The sequence below is a fragment of the Enterococcus sp. DIV1314a genome, assembly GCF_051713805.1.
In the GTDB taxonomy this organism is placed as follows: Bacteria; Bacillota; Bacilli; order Lactobacillales; family Enterococcaceae; genus Enterococcus_I; species Enterococcus_I aquimarinus.
In genome coordinates this window covers 2501519-2526756 of record NZ_JBIOQP010000001.1, presented here as the reverse complement: position 1 = coordinate 2526756, position 25238 = coordinate 2501519, and the positions used below count along the sequence as shown (strand labels likewise).

Below are 25238 nucleotides of genomic sequence, written 5' to 3'. Positions count from 1 at the left end.
AGAATAACTAGAAAGACGACTGTTTTTGAAAAATAAAAGAGTGATTTAACCTAAAAATAGAAAAAACCCAAGCATATGTTTTGAAGAAAGTGCTAAACTTTGTTAATCTTAAGATTGTAAATATAACATTTAGGAGGAAAATTTTATGACTTATCAATTACCAAAATTACCTTATGGGTACGATGCTTTGGAACCTTATATCGATGTTGAAACAATGCACATACATCACGAGAAACATCACAATGCTTATGTAACAAATTTAAACGCAGCAATTGAAAAACATCCTGAGCTTGGATTAAAATCAATTGAAGAACTGATTGCGGATATCGATGCGCTTCCAGAAGACATTCGTACAGCCGTTCGTAATAATGGTGGCGGACATGCTAACCACACATTCTTTTGGGAAATTATGGCACCAAAAGCTGGCGGCGAACCTGTTGGTGAATTAAAAACAGCGATTGATGAAGCTTTTGGTAGTTTTACTGATTTTAAAGCTAAATTCAAAGCAGCAGCAACCACTCGTTTTGGTTCAGGTTGGGCTTGGTTAGTATTAAAAGATGGTAAATTAGAAATTACTTCTACTCCAAATCAAGATTCTCCATTAATGGAAGGCTTAACGCCAATTTTAGGTCTAGATGTTTGGGAACATGCTTATTACTTAAACTATCGAAACGTACGCCCGGATTATGTCGATGCATTTTGGAATGTTGTAAACTGGGATAAAGTAAATGAACTTTATTTAGCAGCAAAATAAAATTCAAATATTAATTAAAAGAAGCCTCTCTCAATTTCATCAAGAAGATGAAATATAAGAGAGGCTTCTTTCGTGGCATGATAAAAGTTAACCTTCCGCTAATTCTGCCATTACTAGTTGCTATTTTAGAAGATATTTGTTATCGTGATGAAAGTAAATGAAACAATTGAAAATGAGGTTAAATTATGAAACGAGTAATTACTTATGGTACCTTTGATTTATTACATTATGGACATATTAACTTATTGCGTCGGGCAAAAGAACAAGGCGATTATCTTGTAGTCGCTTTGTCAACGGATGAATTTAACTTTCAAAAAAAAAAAGAAAAATGTTATTTTTCTTATGAAAAGAGAAAGCAATTATTAGAGGCTATACGATATGTTGATTTAGTTATTGCTGAAGAAAGTTGGGACCAAAAAATCACAGATATTAAAGAATATCAAATTGATACTTTTATTATGGGAAATGATTGGACTGGGAAATTCGATTTTATTGAAGACAGCACGGCAGCAAAAGTTATTTATTTAAGTCGTACCCCTGAAATATCAACGACAAAAATTAAGAAAGATTTAGAAATAGGTTTTTAAAATAGCTAAAATTTAATTTTTCGTGACGCCCTCTGAAAAATTAAATTTTGATTATAAAGTGGAAAAGTGGTTGTATCCTTTGTCATAATATGGGAAAATTTTTCTGACAATTCTAAATAGTTGAAAGAGGTGCGTTATGCGACGTTATCAAAAAGTAGTCATCTCCATCTTAAGTATCATGGTCGTTGCAGTGGCAGGGATAACGATCTATGCGATGCAAGTTCTAGGGGACGCAAATAGTATGATGGACAATATTAGTCAAGCAGTCAATCGCACGACTCAAAAAAGAGATGTTGCGATGAGTATTGAAGAAAGAGACCCATTTTCTATTTTGTTATTGGGAATTGATACTGGCGCTCTAGGACGAACAGAACAAGGTCGTTCGGATAGTATGATGGTTGTAACGATTAATCCTGAAAAAAAACAATCAACAATCGTGAGTTTAGATCGAGATATTTATGCGGACATGTTAGATGGGGTGACTTTTGATAAATTAAATCACGCCTATGCCTATGGTGGCGCAGAACTAGCGATGGATGCGGTTGAAAAACTCCTCGATATTCCAATTGACCACTATGTTAGTATCAACATGCAGGGGATGCGTGATCTTATTGATGCAGTCGGTGGCATTGAAGTCGATAACAAAATTGAATTTACCTTAGAAAATGTTCATGTCCCTTTTGGTAAAATTACTTTAGATGGTAAAACGGGTCTTGCTTATGCCAGAATGCGTAAAGACGATCCCGCTGGAGATATTGGGCGTCAAGCACGTCAGCGCGAAGTACTAGAGAAAATTATTGCTAAAGTACTTAGTTTAAATGGCGTCAGCAATTATCAAAAAATCTTAAAAGCAGTTGAGGAAAATTCGAAAACTGATTTAACTTGGAATGAAATGCTAGATATTGCGACTAATTACTATCCGGCTTTTGAAAATATTGAACAAGAGCAGTTGGAAGGTAGAGATGAACAAATGAATGGCATTTATTACCAAATTTTGGGAATGCAAGAATTACTGACTGTTCAAAATAGTTTAAAAGAGCAATTAGAGTTACCGACGAATGAGGAATTAACGATTGATCCACAATTCGAATACTCTTATAACGGTTTTATCGGAAATCAGTTTTATGATGATCGCGTATCGGAAACAGAAGAAACAACACAGGACGTTGAATCAACTACTAGTTGGTAGGAATATATACGTAACTACCGTGAAGAAAAGGACAGAATCTTTTTGATTTTGCTCTTTTTTTTTTGCGACTTATCCACACATCGAAGGGTATGGAAATGTTTCACGTCGATTCATCTTCATGGTAGGGGGAATTGATTGTTTTATCTGGTTTTTTGTACAAGGAACATGAATTAGCGAAAGATTGTGTGAAACAAAATAAGTGTTTTAAATTTTAATTAAAGTGTGAAATTCACCCTTTTTCTCTGATTTTTTTGGTAAAATAGAACGTAGACATTGCAAGGAAGGAAATCAATACATGCAGAAATTAAAAAAAATGTTTTCAGATACCAGACAAACAGAAAACAATGCCAAAAATAAACTGAAATCACACATACCTTTTCGTTTGAACTTATTATTCTTTGTTATCTTTGGATTATTTGTAGCTCTAATTGTGCAACTGGGATATTTACAAATTATCAATGGTGATAGTCTCCAAGCAAAAATTACTGCTTCTTCGGTACGCAAAATTGAAACAAGTACGCCGCGGGGGATGATTTATGATGCAACGGGGAAGGTTCTCGTAACGAATAAGCCAAATCCAGCAATCACGTTCACAAGAGGCTTGAATATGACGGCCAAAGATTTACTTGAATTAGCTGAAGAGCTAGTAACACTTATTGCGATTGATATCGATGAGAATCTGACTCAGAGGGATTTAAAAGATACGTGGTTAGCTAGAAAAGAAAACTTAGAAGTTGCTCGGGACCGTGCTTCCAAAGAGGCATTAGCGGAAAATGAATATCAAGCGATTGTCGATCAAGTGACAGATGAGGAAATTGCCTTTGATGATCAAGCGCTGAAAGTCGCAACCGTTTTTAAACGATTAAATAGTGCACAAGAATTAACAACGATTTTTGTCAAAAATCAAAATGTTACGGATCAGGAATTAGCGATTATTGCCGAACGGAGTAGCGATTTGCCTGGGATTTCAACTGGAATGGACTGGACGAGAGAAGTAGTCCAAGAAAACAGTTCATTGCAAAGTATTATTGGGAAAGTCTCCACGGAGCAACAAGGACTTCCAGCGGATGAAGTTGAAGCCTATTTAGCAAAAGGCTATGCGCGAAATGATCGTGTCGGTACGAGTTTCTTAGAAAAGCAATACGAGTCTGTTTTACAAGGAACAAAAGCGCAACAAGAAATTGCCATTAACTATTCTGGTGGAATTGAGGCGATTACCGAAATCTATCCTGGTGAGAAGGGTGATAACCTTGTTTTATCGATTAACGCTGAGTTTCAGCAAAAAGTTGATGAAATTTTACAAAAGAACTATCAAAAACTCATTGATGATGGCTTTGCCGATTATTCACCGGGGGCATACGTAGTGGCTATTAATCCCAAAACGGGTGGCGTACTCGCGCTATCGGGGTATTATCATGAAGTCGGAGCAAAAGAGATTCAAGAAGATGCGATTGGAATCTATAAAAAAGCGTTTGTTCCAGGATCGGTCGTAAAAGCGGCAACGTTAACGGCAGGTTGGAACAATGGGGTCTTAAATGGGAACGAAGAGCTTTATGACCAACCAATTCGTTTAAAAGATTCAAATCCAAAAGCCTCTATTTTCAACCCAGATGGTCGTGGAAATCGCTGGATTGATGCGCGTAAATCATTAGAAATTTCTTCCAACTCATACATGATTCAAATTGCCTTGCGCTTGTTAGGAATCGAATATGATGGGAGTGAAATTTATGTCCCTTCAGTACCTGAACAAAAAGAGGCATATGAGAAATTACGTAAAGCAATGGCAGAGTACGGAATGGGCGCCGTTACAGGAATTGACTTGCCAGGAGAAGAAATAGGGATTCAAACAGCAGTGAAGTATTTATCCGATGCGAACTATGATGGGGGTAAGTTACTCGATTTGGCGTTTGGCCAGTTCGATACGTACACGCCTATTCAACTCGCTCAATATGTCGCAACGATTGCCAACGATGGGGTTCGTTTACAGCCGCATTTAGTGCAAGCCATCTATGCTAATGACGAAGAAGGCAAGCTTGGTCAACTGAAAGAATCGCTGCAGCCTATTGCGCTAAATGAAGTTGATTTAACAGCGGCAGAATTGGCGATTATTCAAGATGGCTTCCGTGATGTTGTGACTGGAACGGATGCCAATACAACAGGGACGATGTTACAAAATAGCAAAATGGAAATTTCTGCGAAAACAGGGACCGCCGAGATGACAGTGACGGATAATGGAAAAGAATTGGATGTTGAAAATTTAAATGCTGTTTCATACGCACCAACCTCGGATCCAGAAATTGCCTTAACCGTTGTGATTCCACAATTACGAGGTGAAAAAAGAGGGTATCCAAATTTAACTATCACAAAAGAAATCATGGATGTCTATTACGACATGTTTATGAATAAAGCAGAATAAAAGAAACAAAATGGAAAGTGATTCATTTAGGAGGCTATTTTTTTGAAAGAATTAAAGGTTATTGATTTGTCAAAAACATATGGAACAAAAGATATTTTTAATCAAATTTCCTTTATCATCCGAACCAATGATCGAATAGGATTGATTGGTGTAAACGGCACTGGTAAAACAAGTTTGCTTTCTATTCTTTCAGGAAGAGAAAAAGGTGACGGTGATCGTCAGGCAGTTTTTTATCCGAAAGATTATCGTGTTGCTTATTTAGAACAAGATAATATTATAGGAGAAGAACTAACGGTTTTAGAAGCCGTCTTTCAAGGAGAAAATGAGCAAGTAAAAATCGTGCGGCGCTATGAAAAAGCCTTGCTAGAATTACAACTAAGTGGAGATGACCCAGCGATTCAAAAAGAATTTGAACGTGCTCAAGAAGCTATGACGGAACACGATGCTTGGTTAACGGATACGAATGCCAAAATTATTTTACAACGCTTAGGCATTCAGGAGTTAGATAAAAAAATGAAAGAATTATCGGGTGGGCAAAAAAAGCGTGTTGGACTAGCTCAAGTTCTAATCGATGAGCCGGACTTATTATTACTAGATGAACCGACTAACCACTTGGATTATCAAACGATTGAATGGTTAGAAGGATATCTAAAACAATATCGCGGTTCGCTAGTGATGGTGACACATGATCGCTATTTCTTGGATCGTGTTTCGAATCGAATTTTTGAATTAGCTTTTGGTCAACTTCATGAATATAAAGGGAATTATGAAGAATACCTCATTGCCAGATCAGAACGCGAACGAGTCGAAGAAGATCAAGAAGGCAAGAGAAAACAATTATTTAAGCAGGAACTTGCTTGGATGCGTGCGGGAGCGAAGGCTCGGACAACAAAACAACAAGCTCGTATTGGACGATTTGAAGAATTAAAAGAAAATCTGCATCAAGTCAAACGTACAGGTGACATTGAGATTGATATTGCGAGTCAGCGTTTAGGGAAACAAGTCTTAGAAATCAAAAATGGGGACTTCACGATAGGGCAACAAGCGATATTAACGAACTTTGACTTACTGATTCAAGCCAATGAACGCTTAGGGATTACAGGTGAAAACGGCGCCGGAAAATCAACATTACTAAATATCTTAGCGCAACGATTACCGCTGGATCATGGAACATTGATTGTTGGGGAAACGGTTCGATTAGCTTATTATACTCAGCAAAATGAAGAGATGAATCCTGAAACACGCATGATTGCCTATTTACAAGAGGCCGCTGAAGCTGTTTCGCGAAAAGACGGCTCTCAGATTAGTGTTGCGGAACTTTTGGAGCGATTTTTATTCCCGCGTCACTCCCATGGAACAAAAATCGGGAAGCTATCCGGTGGCGAAAAACGACGGTTGTATTTATTAAAATTACTCGTTGGACAACCGAATGTTTTATTATTAGATGAACCGACCAATGATCTAGACATAGATACGTTAACCATTTTAGAGGATTATTTACATTCGTTTCCAGGAGCCGTGATTACTGTTTCTCATGATCGTTATTTCTTAGACAAAGTAGCTGAAAAGTTATTAATTTTTGAAGGAAATGCGCAGATTCGTTCCTATTATGGGTCAATTAATGATTACTTACGTGAATCTTCCAGTGAAGAACAGCTGAAAATGATTGCCAAAAAAGAAATGATTCAAATAGTTGAACCGAAAAAAGAGAAACAAAAGTTAAGTTATATGGAACAAAAGGAATGGGAAACCATTGAAGATGACATTGCCGGACTAGAAGCAAAAATCGAAACCTTAACAGAAGAAATGAATCATCAAGGTTCAAATTTTACTGAGTTACAGAAAATTCAAACCGCGATTAGCGAAGTGGAAGCACAGCTTGAAGAAAAAATGAATCGCTGGGAATATTTAAGTGAGTGGGTAGATTAGGGAAAAGGGGTAGGAAATTGGAGCAAGCATATTTAGATTTAGGGGAAAAAATTTTGCTAGAAGGCAATCACAAAGAAGATCGGACAGGTACGGGAACCAAAAGTATCTTTGGCCATCAGATGCGCTTTAATTTACAAGAAGGCTTTCCACTATTGACAACAAAACGCGTCCCGTTTGGGTTAATAAAAAGTGAATTACTATGGTTTATCAAAGGGGATACCAATATCCGTTATCTCCTTGAAAATAATAATCACATATGGGATGAGTGGGCTTTTGAACGGTATATCAAGTCAGAGGCCTATAAAGGACCAGATATGACTGATTTCGGGAATAGAGCCTTACAGGACGAAGCATTTAATGAACAGTATCAATTTGAGCTAAAACAATTTTGTGAAAAAATCGTGTCTGATGACGATTTTGCCCAACAACATGGTGATTTGGGGAAAGTTTACGGGTATCAGTGGCGTCATTGGCAAACGACTAAAGGCGAATGGATTGATCAATTAAAAGAAGTGATTGAAATGATTAAAACAAATCCAGATTCTCGTCGTTTATTAGTCTCTGCTTGGAATCCAGAAGATGTTCCAACGATGGCGCTTCCGCCTTGCCATACAATGTTTCAATTTTATGTTCATGATGGGAAATTAAGTTGCCAATTGTATCAACGAAGTGCCGATGTTTTTTTAGGTGTTCCGTTTAATATTGCAAGTTACGCCTTATTGACTCATTTAATTGCGCATGAAACAAATTTAGAGGTCGGGGAATTTGTGCATACGTTAGGTGATGCCCATTTATACCTGAATCATTTAGAACAAATGAAAGAGCAATTAACTCGTGAGATACGAACGGCTCCTAAACTAAAATTAAATCCAGAAAAGCAATCGGTTTTTGATTTTGAGATGATGGATATTACCTTAGAAGGCTATGATCCTCATCCAACTATTAAAGCACCGATTGCCGTTTAAAAGGAGGATAACAACATGTTAGCAGCGTTATGGGCAGAAGATTTACAAGGTGTCATCGGTAAAGATCAGACATTACCATGGCATTTACCCAATGATTTAAAATACTTTAAAGAAATGACGATAGGCAAAACAATTGTCATGGGAAGAACAACTTTTGAAGGGATGGGTTCACGGCCTCTACCGAATCGACAAACGATTGTATTAACGCGTAATCCAGACTACCAAGCAGAGGGTGTAACGGTGATGCATAGTGTAGATGACGTATTAGCCTATGCAAAAACCAAGGAGGAGCCAACGATGATTATTGGCGGAGCCGTCGTCTTTCAGGATTTTCTTCCGTACTATGATCTCTTATATCGTACAGTTATTGAAGAAAATTTTTCAGGGGATACGTATTTTCCATCAATAAATTGGAATGAATGGGAATTAAGAACCTGGAAACAAGGTGTAACCGATGAAAAAAATAAATATGCCCATCGTTTCGAAACGTATAGACGAAAAAATAAAAATTCTACATCAAAATAACACGACGATACTTATTTGGATGTAAAGCTTGGGAGCGAGTGATTACAGGACATCTATAAAGATGATAGACCTCCAAGTATACTAAAATCATCAAGTATATTTGGGTTGTTCGTCAAATAGTGTTGATGGACACAAAATGAATCAAATATAGTCGTCGAAATCGGTGGAAAATATTCTGCCGATTTTTCTTTCTATAGATAAAGAAGATAAAGAAAAAGACTCTCAGTGATGGCTAAGTACCATTGTTGAGAGTTTTAATCAATTATTTATTATTCTCTTTTTTAAAAACCAAATATTTACTTAAAACATAATTAATAATAATTGCTAAAAATTGTGTCAGTAAGGCAAAGATAAAGGAGTTCAAAGTTACCGGATCACCGATATAGGTTTTTAAAAATGGAAAAGCAAAAATCCCTGTTGCATAGTCTAGTTGCTCTAAGCGCAAGAGGTCAATAAAAAAAGCGCTATACCACTCGACTGTGAACAGAGTGATACCAATATCCAAAAGAAAAACAAATCCCCTCGCTAAACAGAAAAGGGCGAATTGGTGTAACAAATCTTGAAAGTCCTTGGCTTGATTTTGAAAGACAAACCATTTATTCGTCGCAAAAGCAAAAATAATTGCTGCGATTTGGGCGATTATAACGGATATCAGTCCTGATTGCACGATTGAAAAGACTGAAAATCGGACGAGGAAATAAACCGCAGTCGTAAGAACACCGATAATTAAATAGCTAACAATTTCACGGTGTTTAAAATTTTGAATTCGTTTCATATATTCACTTCTTTCTTTAATCATATTATCTTTTTCATTCTACCTATAATTAATGTTGCTTTCAATAGTTTTTATGTTCTAATAAAAATAGAATCATGTAACAGCTCGAATCTAACTTAACTGCTTAGGTAACAAGCTCATTAAACTAACGTGACACACAAGCATGAGCGTGATAATATATAACATGTATTGAAAATACAACTAATCTCAATTATATAAAGTAGCTTATTCAAAAATATATAGAAATGGAGTTTCAAGATGAAATTAGAAAAAAATATAAATAAGAAGGATTTTTATGAAATAATTGTTATATTTATTGTCTACCTAGTGATTGGACGATTGCTTATTCATTCTGGAGATGATTGGGCTTGGGGTGGAGAGATAGGAATGGAAAGATTACGAAACGGTTTTGATAACTACAATGGCCGATATATCGGAAATCTAGTTGAAATGCTCATTACAAGAAATATGATTATGCGACTAATAATATATTCTCTCGTTAATACTGGAATTATTTTTCTATTATATGAGTTGCTTAATCGAAAGTTTGAACCTAGATATTTTTTTCTAATAATGCTCCTCATTCCCATAGATATCTATAAGCAAACTTATGGTTGGTTAGCTGGATTTGCTAATTATAATATATCTACATTTTTTATTTTATTGATTTTTTATCTAGTTCAAAAAGGAAAAGATAATTATTTGAGTTTTATTCTTATCTTAATTACCTCTTTTATTAGTCAATTTTTTGTTGAAAACTTTTCAATCGCTAACGTCTTTCTAGCAATCGTAGGTCTCACTATAGCTCTTGTTTGCAAAAAAAGAATTAAGCTTTATCTAGCTTGGCTTTTCTCTTCAGTTGCTGGTCTATTAATTATGTTTTCAAATACAGCATACCATGCACAAGATAATATGAGAGGATTATCAAATATCAATCTTAGTAATTTTATAAAGTTTCTTTTAACTTCTTGGACAGAATTATTTGTTAAGAATAATGCTTTACTACTTTTATTTTTTGCTATTTGTATTTATTTAATAAATAACAAAAAAGGATTCCTATCAACTGTACCATTAATGATTGCAACATATTTTCTAATACGTAAAACTTTAGATATTTCTTACAATTTACACCCCACGCTCATATTGTGGATTGAATTTATAATGATTATAATATTCTTAATTATACTCATTATAACTGTCGGCAATGCAGCTCAAATAAAAATCGAAAGCAAAATTGTTTTTTACTTTTATTTATTTGCATCAGTTATCTTACTCGCGCCTTTTCTAATCTTGACGCCGTTCGGTCCTAGAAATATTTTAACCTCATACGTATTACTTGTACTTTGTCTTTTTGAATTACTAAAATATCTTGAAATAGATATAATCCCTTCAAAGAAAATAATTGGTAGTCTAGTTCTCATCTTGTCTTTCTTTTTTATTAGTTTACATGCTATAAATAAAATTGAAGAAAATAAAAGAATTCACCAAATGAAAACTGATGTAGAATCAGGGCTAAAAGAAATTGAATTTCCTAAACTTCCTTACGAATTTTTAGGACATGATTTAACGCCTCTTGATGGTAGCGTTCAGAGCAACCGACAAAAAACATATCACGGTGTCTCACAAGATATTAAGTTTAATATTGTTGGATACAAACCTAGATAAATGATAATAATGAAAAGAAGGTATTTTGATGAAGATGATTTCAATTCTTACACCTATGTACAATGACCAAGAGAATATCTTGCCTTTTTACTCTCAAGTAAATAGCGTAATCTCGACTTTGACTAATCAGTATACATTTGAATTCCTCTTTATTAATGATGGCAGTTTAGATCACTCTCTTGAGGAAGTAATCAAACTCCAACAAAAAGATTCACGCGTAAAATTTATCGATCTGTCAAGAAATTATGGTAAAGAAATAGCAATGTTAGCAGGGATGGATTATGCTAAAGGAGATGCTGTAATCATTATGGATTCTGACTTACAACATCCACCAGACGTTATCCCAAAATTGATTCAAGAATGGGAAAATGGCTACCACGACGTATACGGAAAGCGCGTTTCACGTCATGGTGAAACCTTTTTAAAGAAAAAATTTTCTAATCTTTATTATAGAATTTTAAGCATGTTATCTGAAGAGCCTGTTTTACCAAATGTTGGGGATTTTAGATTATTAGACCGTCTTTGCATTGATAGTATTACTCAGATTAGAGAGTCCCAACGGTACACCAAAGGACTATATATGTGGATTGGTTTTGATAAAAAAGAAGTTGAATTTGAAGCAAATGAACGATTCGCTGGTGAAACAAAATGGAAAATGAGCAATCTTATTCAGTTAGCTGTTGATGGTATCATTTCTAATTCTAATATCCCTTTACGATTTTCATTTTATATGGGGATTCTACTTTCTATCGCTGGATTCTCCTATATGATTTATACGTTTATTTCTGCTCTTTTTTTCGGAAATGAAGTTAAAGGTTATCCAACTTTAGCTATCCTGATTCTATTATCTAGCGGATTCCAATTTTTATTTCTCAGTATTATCGGTGAATATGTAGGGAAAATTTTTAAAGAAGTTAAAAATCGTCCAGTATACTTCATTAAGCGGTATTCAGAAGAATCAAAAGATAATAAATCGTATAATTCAAACTTAAAACACAACGATTCTTTGGAAAATCATGTTGAGAAATAAATTTAAGTAATTGGAATCTTAGAAGGTTCAGTAGACTAAACAGTCTATTGGGTCTTCTTTTTTCATTCTTAATAATGAGTCGGTTAATTGCACACTCACGATTATAGTGCGTGAAAAGATACTACAATCCCATACATTTTAGAAGTTTCATTTTTGGCGATTGATCCTTCATTCACACTACTCTAGTTCTCACAGTATTTTAGCCAATAGGTTAGTTTTCCAGAGATGACTGTTTTTTTCTTGCTTTAACGATTCGTTTTTCTAACCAATTTTCATTAAAAGTAAGATTTTTGTCTGCTAATCCAATTAATTTACTTGTATTATTATCCATTGAGATTTTCTTTCTAGGTGTGGTTTTGATCGACTAATATTTCCCCATTTCGGGAATCATTTTTATATATTCATATAAAAAAGTGTTGAAGAATGATACGAATATCACTCATCAACACTAAAAGTTATAAAATATCTTTTTCTCACGTATAAAGTAAAATAGAAAAGTAAATCAAGCCAGCACCTAACATGACAAACAAATGCCAGACGACATGCATGAAAGGGACATTTTTCAAGCGATAAAAAATCGTTCCGAAAGTGTAGGCAATTCCTCCACTAGCTAAAAGCGCAGTCCCTCTAACTCCTAACGATTGGACAAGGGGATAAAAGGCGATTAAACATAACCAACCCATGACAATATAGATCATCGTAGAGATTTTTGGATTAGGCTCTTTTTGATGCAATGTGAGCGATTTATAGATGATACCGGCAATCGCGATGAGCCATATAAAAACAAATAAGGTCCAACCAAGCCACCCTTGAATGCTAATTAAGCAAAAGGGCGTATAGCTTCCGGCAATGAGTAGGAAAATAGAACTATGGTCGAAAACTTGAAAAACTGTCCTTGCACGTGTGAACATTAAACTATGAAATAACGTGGAAAACAAAAAAAGTAGGATCATCGTTGAGCCGTAAATAGCATACGAAACAATATGAACAGGAGAACCTAACTGTGCACCTTTGACTAATAAAACGACCAAACCGGCGATACTAAACCCTAGTGCAATTCCGTGAGTTACCGCATTTAAGATTTCATTTAAAATTAGGTAATTCCGATTATCTTTTGACATTTCCATAAAACCACCTCAACTTTGATTAATTGATGAAAAATTGATTTGAATTTGCTATACTATTCTTATAGAATATTCTTGTTTATTTTAACATGAATAGAAGCTGTTTTAAAAGGAAGAGTGAAAAAACATGAAAAAACTTAAAATCGTTACCGATTCATCTTGTACAATGGATAGTTCTGTTGCCGAACAATTAGCGATTCATATTGTCCCACTTTCGGTGATGATTGATGACGTCATTTATGCAGATGATGATCATTTAGGCCGTATTCAGTTTATGGAGAAAATGGCTGTAGCTAAAAATTTACCTAAAACAAGCCAACCCCCAATCGGGAAGTTTGTTGAACTTTATGATCAATTAGGGGAAGACGGTAGTGAAATTTTATCGATTCATATGACAAGAGCTCTAAGTGGGACGGTCGAAGCAGCTCGTCAAGCCTCACAATTAACGAAGTCGAAAGTTGTCGTGATTGATTCGAATACAACTGATCAAGGCCTTTCATTTGCCGTGATTAAAGCGGCTGAACTAGCGCTTGAAGGCGAAACATTGACAGAAGTGCTGCCAGTTGTTGAGAACTTACTAGCTCACAGTAAACTATATATTGGTCTTTCCACACTTGATAACTTGGTAAAAGGTGGCCGGATTAGTCGGGCTAAGGGAGTGGTCTCCAGTTTTTTAAACATGCGTGTCGTAATGGAATTAAAAAATGCAGAATTGATTCCGGTTATCAAAGGTCGAGGCAATAAAACATTTTTGAAATGGTTTGAAGGATTCAAAGAAGAGCTGAAACAAACACCGAATTTAAAACGGATTGGGATTTCCTACGCGGGAGAAACTGAGCAGTTAAAGCTGTTTCGAGATGAATTACAAGAACTCTTTCCTGAAGTGATGATTACCTTTTTCCATACAACGCCTGTCATTTCTACTCATACAGGCAGTGGTGCCTTTGCCATCATGTACTATTCAGAGTAGTAGATCGTCTCCATAATACGTATTATGGGGATTTTTTTTATTTTTTTAACAAACAGTAAAGTTCGAGTGATGCTTAGTATTAAAATTCATGGTTTTCTGTTAAAATAACGAATAAATGATTAGATGGATGGAAGGGAACCTTAATGAAGATAAATAACATGTTAATAACGACATTTGGTTTTTTGGTGGTTACCTTGGCTAGCTTTTTTGTTTTCTCGCAAATGATTCCCAAAGCACCGGCTCGTTTACGGACAGATGAAACAGCCACCCAAGCAGTTGCTGTTAAAAACAATATTCGTTTTGTGGCGATTGGCGATTCGCTGACGGAAGGCGTGGGTGATGAAACAGCGAGTGGGGGGTATGTCCCACTAGTTGCCTCTAATTTGGAAGAAGCCTTTTCAATCAATAGTATTGAAATTGAAAATTACGGTGTAGCGGGTGATCGTAGTACGCAAATTTTAAAGCGGATCAATGAACAACAAGAGATTCAAGACGACATTGCCTCGGCAGAAATAATCAGCGTAACGGTTGGTGGTAATGACTTAATGAAAGTCATTCAAAATAATATCTTAGGCTTATCAGTGGAAAAGTTTGAAAAACCTGGTGAGAAATATCAAGCGAATTTAACGAATTTACTGACTACTATCCGTCAACTCAATTCGACTGCTCCGATTTATGTTTTAGGGATTTATAACCCTTATTATATTTATTTCCCAGAAATCACGGAAATGCAGACCATTATTGATCAGTGGAATACACGGACGCAAGCGGTCGTGGAGCAAGAAGAAAGAATGTATTTCGTGCCCATTAATGATTTGATTTATCAAGGGATTATTAGCGATGAAGAAGCAAGTGAAGTCCCTGACGCGGACACGTTAAATGAATTGCGAAATAACGCAATTTATGAAGGAGATAATTTTCATCCGAATTATAACGGGTATCAACTGATAGCGAAAGCCTTTACGAATAAAATGAAGGAAACCAAGGATGATTGGTTAATAGAGGAGTAAGTCATGGAAAAAAAGAATGTTACGTTAACGAAACTCAATCCATGGAAAGCGGCCTTTCTTTTCTTAGTTGCCGTTTTAATTGGTGGATTTTTACTACTTTTCACTCGTCTCACACAAGAAAGAGAAAATGTTTCACAAATTATTGCTGAAAATGTGGTGCGCGAAGGAGATCCCGTGATTACAATCAATAGCAATAAAGAACAAGTCAATCGTTTTGTTGATTTCTACTTAGCGGATCTTCAAAAAGATGCCGAGCAACAATACCAGTTTGTCTTAAAAAATGAAGCTTTGTTAACAGGAGAATTCGACTTGTTAGGTTTTCCGGTAAGTTTTTATTTATACTTTGATCCGTTTGTAATGGCAAATGGGAACATTCAGTTGAAAGCCAAAAGCCTCTCGATTGGGGCACTCGGCTTGCCAATTAATCAAGTATTAAAAATGATTCAAAACAATAGTGAAATTCCAGAGTGGATTGACATTCAACCGAAAGAAGAAATGATTATTTTAAGGTTGGATCAATTTGAATTAAAAAATGGGATGTTTTTTAGAGCAGATAAAATTAATTTAGTCGATAATGAAATTCAGTTAAATGTGTATTTACCTGAATAATAAAAAAGGAGAAGATGAAAATGGAACAAGCAATTTTTGCAGGAGGCTGCTTTTGGTGTATGGTACAACCTTTTGATGAGGCCCCAGGAATTCATAGTGTGACTTCTGGTTATACAGGAGGACATGTGGCGAATCCGACGTACGAGCAAGTATGTAGTGGGACAACTGGCCACACAGAGGCGGTTGAAATTATTTTTGATCCAGAAAAAATTTCATATGACGAACTACTAACGATTTATTGGCAACAAACAGATCCAACGGATGCTTTTGGCCAATTCCAAGATCGAGGAGATAGTTATCGTCCAGTTATTTTTTATATGAATGAAGAGCAAAAACAACAAGCAGAAGCCAGTAAAGCGGCGTTAGCGCAAAGTGGGCGTTTTGATCGACCAATTGTTACAACGATTGAACCTGCTGTACCATTTTATCCAGCAGAGATGTACCACCAAGATTATTATAAAAAAAATCCTGCCAATTTTTCGCGCAATCATGCTAAACGTGCCGCCTTTATGAAGGAAAAGTGGGGCGAATGAGAAAAACGTTCTATCAATATTTAATGACGTTAAAAGATGCCAAAATTCCGACAGATACGAGTCAGTTGGCAACTGCCGTAAGTTTAGATAACCAATTTCCTCGATATAGCGAAGAGTATCATGAAATTTCTGAGTATTTAGAAATGAATACCAATTACTTGCCTGATTTGTCTTTGTTTGATCGTTTGTGGGAGATTTATGTAGAAGAAAATATGTAGATAAAGGAGTCACATTGTGAAGGAAAATACGGTGCCATTTCATCGTCATATCATTTCATTGATCTGTGTGGCAATCATTAGTGGTGGCGTTGTTCAAATGTTGAATAAGCCGAAATTAATCGACCAGACAGAGAATGACGAACTAGCAAAAGTACACACGTTATTTCAAAATATTCAAGAGGATTACTACGAAAGTGTGGATCCAGATGTGCTAATTGAAGGGGCATTACAAGGCATGACGGAAGCGTTAGATGATCCTTATACGTCATACTTCAATCAAGAAGACTCGGAAGCTTTTTCTGAAACATTATCTGGTCAATTTGAAGGGATAGGGGCGACATTAATGCTTCAAAATGACTTGCCAGTAATCGCTGAACAACCTGCCCCAGAAAGTCCTGCTGCCCAGAGTGGATTGCAAATGGATGATCAAATTTTAAGAGTAGACGGGAAAGAAACAAAAGGTGAGTCTCTTACTGAGATCGTTTCGTGGATTCGGGGAGAGCAAGGTACGACCGTTACGCTGACGATTCAGCGAGAAGCCGCAGTTTTGGATGTTGAAGTGACCCGTAACGTGATTGCAATTGAATCGGTTTACGGTTCAATCGATGCGCAACATTCTGCAGTCGGAAAGATCGAAATTGCCACTTTCAGTGAGAATACCGCTGCTGAACTACAAGCAATGATTGAAAAATTAAGAAAAGCGGGTGCGACGTCTTTTGTCCTTGATTTACGGGGCAATCCAGGAGGCTACCTCGATCAAGTGGAACGTATGGCGAGCATGTTTTTAGCAGATGGTGACGTGATTGTACAATTCGGCCTAAAAGAAGAGATTGTCGGTGAAGTGAGAGCATCGAGTGAGCTCGATCAAGGATTCAAAGTGACGGAACCCGTTGTGGTGTTAGTCGATGGAGGGAGTGCCTCTGCTTCTGAAATTTTAGCGGCTGCTTTACAAGAGTCAGCGGGTGTACCCGTTGTTGGTATGCAAACGTTTGGTAAAGGGACCGTCCAAGGGGTTCAATCTTTAGATGACCAAAGTGAAATAAAATTGACGATTCAAAAGTGGCTGACACCTAAAGGAAATTGGTTAAATGAAGTGGGCGTAACACCAGATAATGTGGTTGATTTTCCAGAATATGCCTATTATTCGTCTTTATTACAAGATGAATTTGTTGTGTTGGGTGATACGAGTGAAAAAGCGCAAGAGTTGAATCAGTTTTTAGAAGTATTAGGATACATGGATGACGTTGAAGACACGTTTAACGAAAACACGCAAGCAGCACTCTCGTTATTTCAAGAAGAAAATGAGTTGACGGTCACAGGAGCCTTAGATTTAGCAACGGCTGTCAAGTTAGAAGAACAATTGAGAGCGAAATTAAGAGAAAACGATCCGATGTATCTAAAAGCGATCGAAGTATTATTAGAAAGAATAAATTGAAAAGGATGACTTTCATGACAGGGGAACGATTAAGAGATGGCTTTTGGTTAACAGTCAAATATATCTTTCTAGCGGGCAGTTTGGCTTTGATTATTAGAGGCTTTTTTCTGATTCCAGTACCGGTGGAAGGAACATCCATGCAAAGTACGTTGAATCAAGGTGATTTCATTTTAATGGAAAAATTTTCTTCAGTGGAACGCTTTGATGTGATTGTTTTTCAACGGCCAGATGGCACGACGTATATTAAGCGAGTGATTGGGTTACCTGGTGAAACGGTGAGTTACCGAGAGGGGCAACTCTATATTAATGATGAAAAAGTCAGCGAAGATTTTTTAAAAGAAAACTTAGCACAAGATGAGGAGCGTTTGCCTTTTACCAATGATTTTGAATTCCAAGAATTAATGGGTGTTAAAAAACTAGGAAAAGATAGCTATTTTGTGTTAGGCGATAATCGACGCTTGTCTAAGGATAGTCGCTCATTTGGAGCCATTTCGGGTGATAATATTTTAGGTAAAGCGCGCTTTGTTTACTATCCGTTCAGTCATATCCGTTTTGTCTAGTTGTCTCCTCAAAAAAGAGCTGTGAGCATTCACTCACAGCTCCTTTTTTGAGGAGATTTATGTGACATTTTAAGGAGTAGTAGCGGCTTTTATTTGTTCTTTTTATCAAAGAATAGGGTTCAATGACTCAGATTATCATTCAAGTGTGTTACAATATGAAGCGAAAATCAATGACCGATGTCGTTGAGATTAGGAGAAAGAGGGAAAGATAAATGACAATCCAATGGTTCCCAGGACACATGGCGAAAGCTCGTCGGGAAATAAGTGAAAAATTAAAATTTGTTGATATTGTGTTTGAATTGGTAGATGCACGATTACCAATTTCTTCACGAAATCCAATGCTCGATAAAGTATTGCAACAAAAACCAAGACTCGTATTAATCAACAAAGCAGATTTAGGTGATCCCCAACAAATAAAATTATGGGAAAAATATTTTACCAATCAAGGATACTATACGTTAGCAATTAACGCGCAAGAAAATAAGTGTATCAAAGAAATTATTGCAAAATCTAAGGAAGCATTAAGTGAGAAAATGGCGCGTGATCAGCGTCGTGGCATCAAACCTCGAGCGATTCGAGCGATGGTGATTGGGATTCCAAACGTTGGGAAATCGACGTTAATGAATCGATTAGTCGGTAAAAAAATTGCCCAAACAGGGAATAAACCAGGAGTAACAAAGGGGCAACAATGGCTGAAATCAGGAAAAGAATTAGAATTACTTGATACGCCAGGTGTGCTGTGGCCACGTTTTGAAGATCAAGAAATCGGCAAAAAATTGGCTCTCACAGGTGCCATTAAAGATCAGTTGTTACATTTAGATGACATTGCGATTTACGGTTTATCGTTTTTCACGCGCTATTATCCAGCTGTCATTAAGAAACGTTACAATCTAACGGATGAAGATTTAACGTTGAAAGGGTCCGATTTACTCATTAAAATCACGAAAAATCTCGGATTAAACGATCAATATGACCGAGCGAGCGAGCGTGTCGTTCTAGATATTCGTCAAGGAAAATTAGGAAGTTACACTCTCGATCGTTACGAAGAGGAAAGTGGTGAAGGCCATGACGAAGCCTGAATCGATTGCACGGATTAAAGAAACATTGCAGGCGATCACAAATAAAGAAGATCCGTATATACAAAGTCTTCGAGCCGATACTCGTCAAGGTGTGCAAAAATTAGTAGTCCAATTTGATAAAAAATGGGAGAAATTCGTACAACTTCAAGAAAAATATGAGGAAATGTTGGCATTTGAAAAATCGGCGTATCTTCAAGGTTACCAAGCGATTGCGGGGATTGATGAAGTCGGAAGAGGCCCGTTAGCTGGTCCAGTTGTATCAGCGGCAGTTATTTTACCAAAAGACTGTATCATCTTAGGTTTAAATGATTCAAAGCAACTCAGCGCCCAAAAGCGCGAAGCATTAGTGATTGAAATTAAACAAAAAGCTCTGGCAATCGGTATTGGAGTGGTAGAAGCGCCAGAAATTGATCAAATCAATATTTATCAAGCAAGTAAAAAAGCAATGGTTGAGGCAGTTGACGCGTTAGAAATGGCACCTGATTTTCTGTTAATCGATGCGATGCAATTACCAATCGCACTTCCACAGGAAAAGATTATTAAAGGTGATGCGCGCTCAGTCTCGATTGCGGCAGCGAGTATTATTGCGAAAGTCTACCGTGACGAATTGATGGCAACATATGATCAGTTATATCCGGGCTACGGTTTTGCGAATAATGCAGGTTATGGCACGAAAGAACATTTGCTAGGCCTTGAAAAACATGGCATTACTCCGATTCATCGCTTGAGTTTTTCGCCTGTTTCAGCGATGCTCTAAAAAAATGTACCTTCTTTTTGCGAATCTATTTTAAAAATAGAGCAGAAAGAAGGTTTTTTTGTGGACGAAGTGGAAGAATTATTATATAAGTTAATTTACTGTGAAGGATTAGGGATTGTTGGGAAGTGGCGTTTACTCCATTTTGCGATGAAATTTGAATATACCGATTTTAACATCGATGAAGTGATCAAAATTACCAATACGTCAGGAAATAAAGGCGCACTAAAGGAAAGTTGGCAAAGGCTAACGACTGAATGGTTACAAGAAAAACGCAATAGGCAAAAAAGTGTTTCATTTTTTTCAGAGCGCTATCCAGAAAGTCTAAAAAATATTGCTCAGCCTCCTTTAGCGCTCTTTTATGAAGGGAATATTGACTTTTTAGAATATCCTTCGATTGCGATGGTCGGTGCGCGCTTGGCGACGCCTTATGCGAGTCAGGTACTCTATCAATTAATTCCTAAACTCGTCTTAGAAAATCTTGTCATTGTCAGTGGCTTAGCAAAAGGCGTCGATCGTTTAAGTCATGAACTCGCCATTTTAGCTGGCGGCAAAACGATTGGAGTCATTGGTTGTGGACTCGATCGCTGTTATCCAAAAGAAGTCAGCGACCTATTCCAAGAAATGAAACAAAAACAGTTAGTGTTGAGCGAATATCCCTTAGGCACACCGATCAAAAAACATCATTTTCCGATGCGCAATCGTATTATTGCAGGGTTAACCCAAGGAACCTGTGTGATTGAAGCCAAAGAGCGGAGCGGCTCGTTAATTACCGCACAACTTGCCTTAGACAACGGCAAAGAAGTCTTTGCGATTCCGGGAGAAATCCTTAGCGGTCAATCAAGTGGTTGTCATCGACTTATTCAAGATGGGGCAAAATGTGTCTATCGAATGGAAGATATTTTAGAAGAATTACCTCAATATCGCTTGGATTTCTTAAAACCTTAAATTTCGCTTCTTGACAAAATATTCTCTTACAGATATGATAAGCTACGATTTGTTGTTATTGAACGAATGAGCTATTATATAGTAGGAATTTGTTTTGAAAGGAGCCAAAATGAACGATGGCCTATAAATATTTAGTGATTGTAGAATCACCTGCAAAAGCCAAAACGATTGAAAAGTACTTAGGAAAAAATTATAAAGTGGTGGCGAGTGTGGGGCATGTTCGCGATCTTCCGAAAAGTAAAATGGGTATTGATGTCGAAAATAATTACGAGCCCCATTATATTTCGATCCGAGGAAAAGGCGATGTGATTAAAAGTCTGCGCTCAGCTGCTAAAAAAGCTGAAAAAGTCTTCCTCGCAAGTGACCCGGATAGAGAAGGAGAAGCCATTGCTTGGCATCTGTCATTTTTACTCGGTTTAAACTTAGAAGATAAAAACCGCGTCGTCTTTAATGAAATTACAAAAGACGCCGTAAAAGCGGCCTTTAAAGAACCACGCTCAATTGATGTCGATTTAGTGGATGCGCAACAAGCACGTCGAATCCTTGACCGCTTAGTAGGGTATTCGATTAGTCCAATCTTATGGCGTAAAGTCAAAAAAGGTCTTAGTGCCGGACGGGTTCAATCGATTGCGCTAAAAATGATTATGGACCGCGAACAAGAAATTCGTGATTTTAAGCCAGAAGAATATTGGAGCTTAGATGGCAATTTCCAAAAAGAACGTAAAAAATTTAAAGCGAGTTTCTGGGGTGTGGATGGTAAGAAGAAGAAATTACCGAATGCAGCTAGCGTAAAAGAAGTCACAGATCGCATTTCAAGTAAAGACTTTGAGATTACGAAAGTTGAAAAGAAAGAAAGAATGCGGCAAGCAGCGGCACCTTTTACAACAAGTAGTTTGCAACAAGAAGCAGCGCGTAAATTGAATTTTAGAACACGGAAAACGATGATGGTTGCGCAACAATTGTACGAAGGTATTGCGTTAGGAAAACAAGGGACGGTCGGTCTGATTACCTATATGCGTACCGATTCCAAACGTTTATCCGATACGGCTAAAGTCGAAATTGCAGAGCTAGTGGAAACGACGTATGGCAGTGAATACATTTCGCGTAAAGTTAAAGCGCAGAAGAAGGCAGCCGGTTCTCAGGATGCCCATGAAGCGATTCGTCCAACAAGTGTTTTACGAACACCAGAAGAAATGGAGAAATTCCTAGACAAAGATCAATTAAAACTATATCGTTTAATTTGGTCACGTACCGTAGCGAGTCAAATGACGCCGGCCGTGTTTGATACGATGAAAGTCACGCTTGAACAAAATGGTGTTCGTTTCATCGCTAATGGATCTAAAATTAAGTTTAAAGGATTCATGCAAGTATATATTGAAAGTAACGATGATGGTAAAGAAGAAAAAGATAATATTTTACCGGATTTAGCTGTTGGAGAAACCGTTACGTCCGTTGATATTGAGCAAAAACAACACTTTACACAACCACCTGCTCGATTTAGTGAAGCGACGTTGATTAAAACGTTAGAAGAAAACGGGGTAGGAAGACCCTCTACTTATGCACCAACTCTTGAGACGATTCAAAGACGCTACTATGTAAAATTAGCGCAAAAACGTTTTGAACCGACAGAATTAGGAGAGATTGTCAATGCCATTATTGTTGATTTCTTTCCACAAATTATTGATATTCACTTTACGGCTGAAATGGAACGTGATTTAGATAAAATCGCAGAAGGGCAAGAAGAGTGGAAAAAGGTCGTCGATCATTTTTATCGTCCTTTTGAAAAAGAATTGGCGAAAGCTGAAGAAAATATCGAAAAAATTCAAATTAAGGATGAGCCAGCTGGTTTTGACTGTGATTTGTGTGGGCAACCAATGGTCATCAAATTAGGCCGTTATGGGAAGTTTTATGCGTGTAGTAATTTCCCTGAGTGTCGCAACACCAAAGCGATTGTAAAAGAAATTGGTGTTACGTGTCCGGCATGCCATGAAGGCCAAATTATTGAGCGAAAATCAAAGAAAAATCGTTTATTCTACGGTTGTAATCGATACCCAGAATGTGAATTTGTTTCGTGGGATAAACCAATCGGCCGAAATTGTCCGAAATGTGATCATTACCTCGTTGAGAAGAAGGTCAAAGGTGGGAAACAAATCATCTGTTCAAATGGGGATTATGAGGAAGCTGTACAAAAATAAAAAATAAGAGACAATGCCTGTTTTTTGGGAATGAACGTTATATCGGTTGATTCTCTTAAGACAGCCTGGCTTTTTCGATAAAGGAGAAATTTATGAAACATGTAAATGTAATTGGTGCAGGTCTTGCCGGAAGTGAAGCCGCTTGGCAAATTGCGCAAGCAGGGATTGAAGTCCATCTTTATGAAATGCGTCCAGTAAAAATGACAGACGCGCATCATACAGAAGATTTTGCGGAATTAGTGTGTTCAAACTCGTTACGTGGCAATAGTCTTGCCAATGCAGTCGGAGTATTAAAAGAAGAAATGCGTCGATTAAATTCAGTCGTCATTACTTCGGCCGATGAGACGGCTGTGCCTGCTGGCGGCGCGCTTGCTGTGGATCGTCATGCTTTTTCAGGAATGGTCACTAAAAAAGTGAAGGAACATCCATTAGTGACGGTCTTTTCAGAAGAAGTCACAACGATTCCTGAAGGCGTAACGATTGTGGCAACGGGCCCATTAACTTCAGAACCTTTAGCAGAAGCAATCAAAGAGTTTAATGGTTCCAATGGATTTTATTTTTATGATGCAGCAGCGCCAATTATCGACAAATCAACAATCGATATGGATAAGGTGTATCTGAAATCACGCTATGACAAAGGGGAAGCAGCTTATTTAAACTGCCCGATGAATAAAGAAGAATTTGAAGCGTTTCGTGATGCGCTGTTAGCAGCAGAGGTTGCGCCATTAAAAGAATTCGAGCAAGAAAAATTCTTTGAAGGTTGTATGCCGATTGAAGTGATGGCAGCTCGAGGACCCAAAACGATGCTCTTTGGACCCATGAAACCAGTTGGCTTAGAAGATCCTAAAACGGGTAAACGTCCGTATGCGGTGATTCAGTTACGTCAAGATAACGCGGTTGCAAGCTTGTATAATATCGTTGGATTTCAAACACATTTAAAATGGGGAGAGCAAAAACGTGTTTTCCAAATGATTCCTGGTTTAGAAAATGCGGAGATTGTTCGTTATGGGGTCATGCATCGCAATAGTTTTATGAACTCACCAGAATTATTAGAACAAACGTATCAATCAAAAAAACGTTCTGATTTGTTCTTTGCGGGTCAAATGACTGGCGTCGAAGGCTACGTTGAAAGCGCAGCGAGTGGTCTATTAGCAGGTCGCAATGCAGTGCGTTTAATCAAAGGGGAAGAATTAATTACGTTACCACGTGAAACGGCGATGGGAAGTTTAGCCTATTATATTACACATGCGTCTGGGAAAAATTTCCAACCGATGAATGTCAATTTCGGCTTATTCCCAGAAATGCCTGAACGGATTAAAGATAAAAAAACACGTTATGAAGCGATTGCGAACCGAGCGCTTGAAGCATTAGAAAAAGAAATAGAACACGGATTATAAAAATAACCAATACGATACGTCCTGGGTCTGAGAATCTTCTTGGTCCTCGGACGTATCTTTGTGTTTGAATTCGGCTAATACTTGTTTCTTTTTCAAGCCTGCGTTATGATTTGATTAGAACAATTGAAAGGGATGAATAAGTGATGGGAAGTCAAGTAACAACCGAAATTGAATCATTGTTTCAAGAATTGATGAACCAATCAGGATGGATTCAAGTCATTATTTGGTTACTGATTCTCATTAGTATACTCATTGTAGGCTACTTGTTGCTTAGTTTGCTATTTTTTCCTTTGATGTATCTGTTTAACCGCTTAACAGACAAAAATCAAAGCAATCCTCTTTCCAAAGAAGAGTTATTAATAGGAGAACTAACAGAGAAAATTACTGGCTTTTCGACAGGGGAAGTAATGGCCATTGATGGCATGAGTGCTCGTTCGCTTTATCCTGCTCAGTTGTATCGAGAAACGGAACAAGAAAGTGGCTTGTTATTACCAAAAGGAACAAAAGTATTAATTGTCGGTTTTAATGATCAAGGGATTGCTTTAGTGGTTGAAAAGAAGAGCATTTAGAA

Annotated in this window: 24 protein-coding genes; 22 read left to right on the top strand and 2 right to left on the bottom strand. The window is 37.1% G+C overall.

Annotated features, from left to right (window positions below; all coding sequences use genetic code 11):
* Nucleotides 1-145: 145 nt before the first annotated feature.
* The 7 genes from IGI68_RS12150 to IGI68_RS12120 all read left to right on the top strand — a co-directional run bounded on the left by IGI68_RS12150 (nt 146) and on the right by IGI68_RS12120 (nt 8365).
* The gene (locus IGI68_RS12150) at nt 146-754 is read left to right on the top strand and encodes a superoxide dismutase (RefSeq protein WP_438733141.1); all 609 of its coding nucleotides are present in this window, start codon (nt 146-148) and stop codon (nt 752-754) included.
* A 185-nt stretch (nt 755-939) separates the two neighbouring features.
* On the top strand, nt 940-1341 hold the full coding sequence (tagD, locus tag IGI68_RS12145) for a glycerol-3-phosphate cytidylyltransferase (RefSeq protein ID WP_438733139.1): 402 nt from the start codon (nt 940-942) through the stop codon (nt 1339-1341).
* Nucleotides 1342-1477: 136 nt separating this feature from the next.
* Entirely contained in the window at nt 1478-2530 is a 1053-nt protein-coding gene (locus IGI68_RS12140) for an LCP family glycopolymer transferase (RefSeq protein ID WP_438733137.1), read from the top strand.
* A 295-nt stretch (nt 2531-2825) separates the two neighbouring features.
* Nucleotides 2826-4946 carry a peptidoglycan D,D-transpeptidase FtsI family protein gene (locus tag IGI68_RS12135; protein WP_438733135.1) on the top strand — a complete coding sequence of 707 codons (2121 nt, stop codon included), beginning with the start codon at nt 2826-2828 and terminating at the stop codon, nt 4944-4946.
* A gap of 60 nt (nt 4947-5006) precedes the next feature.
* Nucleotides 5007-6875 (top strand): ABC-F family ATP-binding cassette domain-containing protein, encoded by a 1869-nt coding sequence (locus IGI68_RS12130; protein WP_438733308.1) that lies wholly within the window; start codon nt 5007-5009, stop codon nt 6873-6875.
* A gap of 17 nt (nt 6876-6892) precedes the next feature.
* The gene (locus tag IGI68_RS12125; protein WP_438733133.1) at nt 6893-7840 is read left to right on the top strand and encodes a thymidylate synthase; all 948 of its coding nucleotides are present in this window, start codon (nt 6893-6895) and stop codon (nt 7838-7840) included.
* Between the two features lie 15 nt (nt 7841-7855).
* Nucleotides 7856-8365, top strand: coding sequence for a dihydrofolate reductase (locus IGI68_RS12120; RefSeq protein WP_438733131.1), 510 nt, complete (start codon nt 7856-7858; stop codon nt 8363-8365).
* 262 nt (nt 8366-8627) lie between these two features.
* On the opposite strand, the gene IGI68_RS12115 is transcribed toward IGI68_RS12120, so the two are convergent.
* Nucleotides 8628-9140 carry a GtrA family protein gene (locus tag IGI68_RS12115; RefSeq protein WP_438733129.1) on the bottom strand — a complete coding sequence of 171 codons (513 nt, stop codon included), beginning with the start codon at nt 9138-9140 and terminating at the stop codon, nt 8628-8630.
* A gap of 258 nt (nt 9141-9398) precedes the next feature.
* Here IGI68_RS12115 and IGI68_RS12110 point away from each other — a divergent pair, with 258 nt between their 5' ends.
* Both IGI68_RS12110 and IGI68_RS12105 read left to right on the top strand, forming a co-directional pair.
* A complete protein-coding gene (locus IGI68_RS12110; RefSeq protein WP_438733127.1) occupies nt 9399-10805 on the top strand; it encodes a DUF6056 family protein in 1407 nt (468 codons plus the stop codon).
* Nucleotides 10806-10833: 28 nt separating this feature from the next.
* Nucleotides 10834-11835 (top strand): glycosyltransferase family 2 protein, encoded by a 1002-nt coding sequence (locus IGI68_RS12105; protein ID WP_438733125.1) that lies wholly within the window; start codon nt 10834-10836, stop codon nt 11833-11835.
* A gap of 473 nt (nt 11836-12308) precedes the next feature.
* Here IGI68_RS12105 and trhA read toward each other — a convergent pair whose 3' ends face one another.
* Nucleotides 12309-12962 carry a PAQR family membrane homeostasis protein TrhA gene (gene trhA, locus IGI68_RS12100; protein ID WP_071875120.1) on the bottom strand — a complete coding sequence of 218 codons (654 nt, stop codon included), beginning with the start codon at nt 12960-12962 and terminating at the stop codon, nt 12309-12311.
* A gap of 124 nt (nt 12963-13086) precedes the next feature.
* On the opposite strand from trhA, the gene IGI68_RS12095 reads away from it, so the two are divergent.
* The 13 genes from IGI68_RS12095 to IGI68_RS12035 all read left to right on the top strand — a co-directional run bounded on the left by IGI68_RS12095 (nt 13087) and on the right by IGI68_RS12035 (nt 25236).
* Nucleotides 13087-13929 (top strand): DegV family protein, encoded by an 843-nt coding sequence (locus IGI68_RS12095; protein ID WP_071875121.1) that lies wholly within the window; start codon nt 13087-13089, stop codon nt 13927-13929.
* A gap of 143 nt (nt 13930-14072) precedes the next feature.
* Nucleotides 14073-14939, top strand: a complete 867-nt coding sequence (locus IGI68_RS12090; RefSeq protein WP_273229802.1) for an SGNH/GDSL hydrolase family protein — start codon at nt 14073-14075, stop codon at nt 14937-14939.
* A 3-nt stretch (nt 14940-14942) separates the two neighbouring features.
* Nucleotides 14943-15548 (top strand): YpmS family protein, encoded by a 606-nt coding sequence (locus tag IGI68_RS12085; RefSeq protein ID WP_071875123.1) that lies wholly within the window; start codon nt 14943-14945, stop codon nt 15546-15548.
* Nucleotides 15549-15568: 20 nt separating this feature from the next.
* Entirely contained in the window at nt 15569-16081 is a 513-nt protein-coding gene (gene msrA, locus IGI68_RS12080; RefSeq protein WP_273229805.1) for a peptide-methionine (S)-S-oxide reductase MsrA, read from the top strand.
* A complete protein-coding gene (locus tag IGI68_RS12075) occupies nt 16078-16299 on the top strand; it encodes a YozE family protein (RefSeq protein WP_071875125.1) in 222 nt (73 codons plus the stop codon). Before msrA ends, IGI68_RS12075 begins: the two co-directional genes overlap by 4 nt.
* 16 nt (nt 16300-16315) lie before the next feature.
* Nucleotides 16316-17734, top strand: a complete 1419-nt coding sequence (locus IGI68_RS12070; RefSeq protein ID WP_071875126.1) for a S41 family peptidase — start codon at nt 16316-16318, stop codon at nt 17732-17734.
* A gap of 14 nt (nt 17735-17748) precedes the next feature.
* Nucleotides 17749-18294 carry a signal peptidase I gene (gene lepB, locus IGI68_RS12065; RefSeq protein ID WP_071875127.1) on the top strand — a complete coding sequence of 182 codons (546 nt, stop codon included), beginning with the start codon at nt 17749-17751 and terminating at the stop codon, nt 18292-18294.
* A 212-nt stretch (nt 18295-18506) separates the two neighbouring features.
* Entirely contained in the window at nt 18507-19373 is an 867-nt protein-coding gene (ylqF, locus tag IGI68_RS12060; RefSeq protein ID WP_071875128.1) for a ribosome biogenesis GTPase YlqF, read from the top strand.
* Nucleotides 19360-20130, top strand: coding sequence for a ribonuclease HII (locus IGI68_RS12055; RefSeq protein WP_273229822.1), 771 nt, complete (start codon nt 19360-19362; stop codon nt 20128-20130). The genes ylqF and IGI68_RS12055 overlap by 14 nt, the downstream gene beginning before the upstream one ends.
* Nucleotides 20131-20190: 60 nt before the next feature.
* Entirely contained in the window at nt 20191-21075 is an 885-nt protein-coding gene (gene dprA, locus IGI68_RS12050; protein ID WP_273229816.1) for a DNA-processing protein DprA, read from the top strand.
* Nucleotides 21076-21191: 116 nt separating this feature from the next.
* Nucleotides 21192-23270: a type I DNA topoisomerase gene (gene topA / locus IGI68_RS12045; RefSeq protein WP_273229817.1), complete on the top strand. Its 2079-nt coding sequence runs from the start codon at nt 21192-21194 to the stop codon at nt 23268-23270.
* A 92-nt stretch (nt 23271-23362) separates the two neighbouring features.
* Nucleotides 23363-24667 (top strand): FADH(2)-oxidizing methylenetetrahydrofolate--tRNA-(uracil(54)-C(5))-methyltransferase TrmFO, encoded by a 1305-nt coding sequence (trmFO, locus tag IGI68_RS12040; RefSeq protein ID WP_071875132.1) that lies wholly within the window; start codon nt 23363-23365, stop codon nt 24665-24667.
* 143 nt (nt 24668-24810) lie between these two features.
* Nucleotides 24811-25236, top strand: a complete 426-nt coding sequence (locus IGI68_RS12035; RefSeq protein ID WP_342741501.1) for a hypothetical protein — start codon at nt 24811-24813, stop codon at nt 25234-25236.
* Nucleotides 25237-25238: the final 2 nt, after the last annotated feature.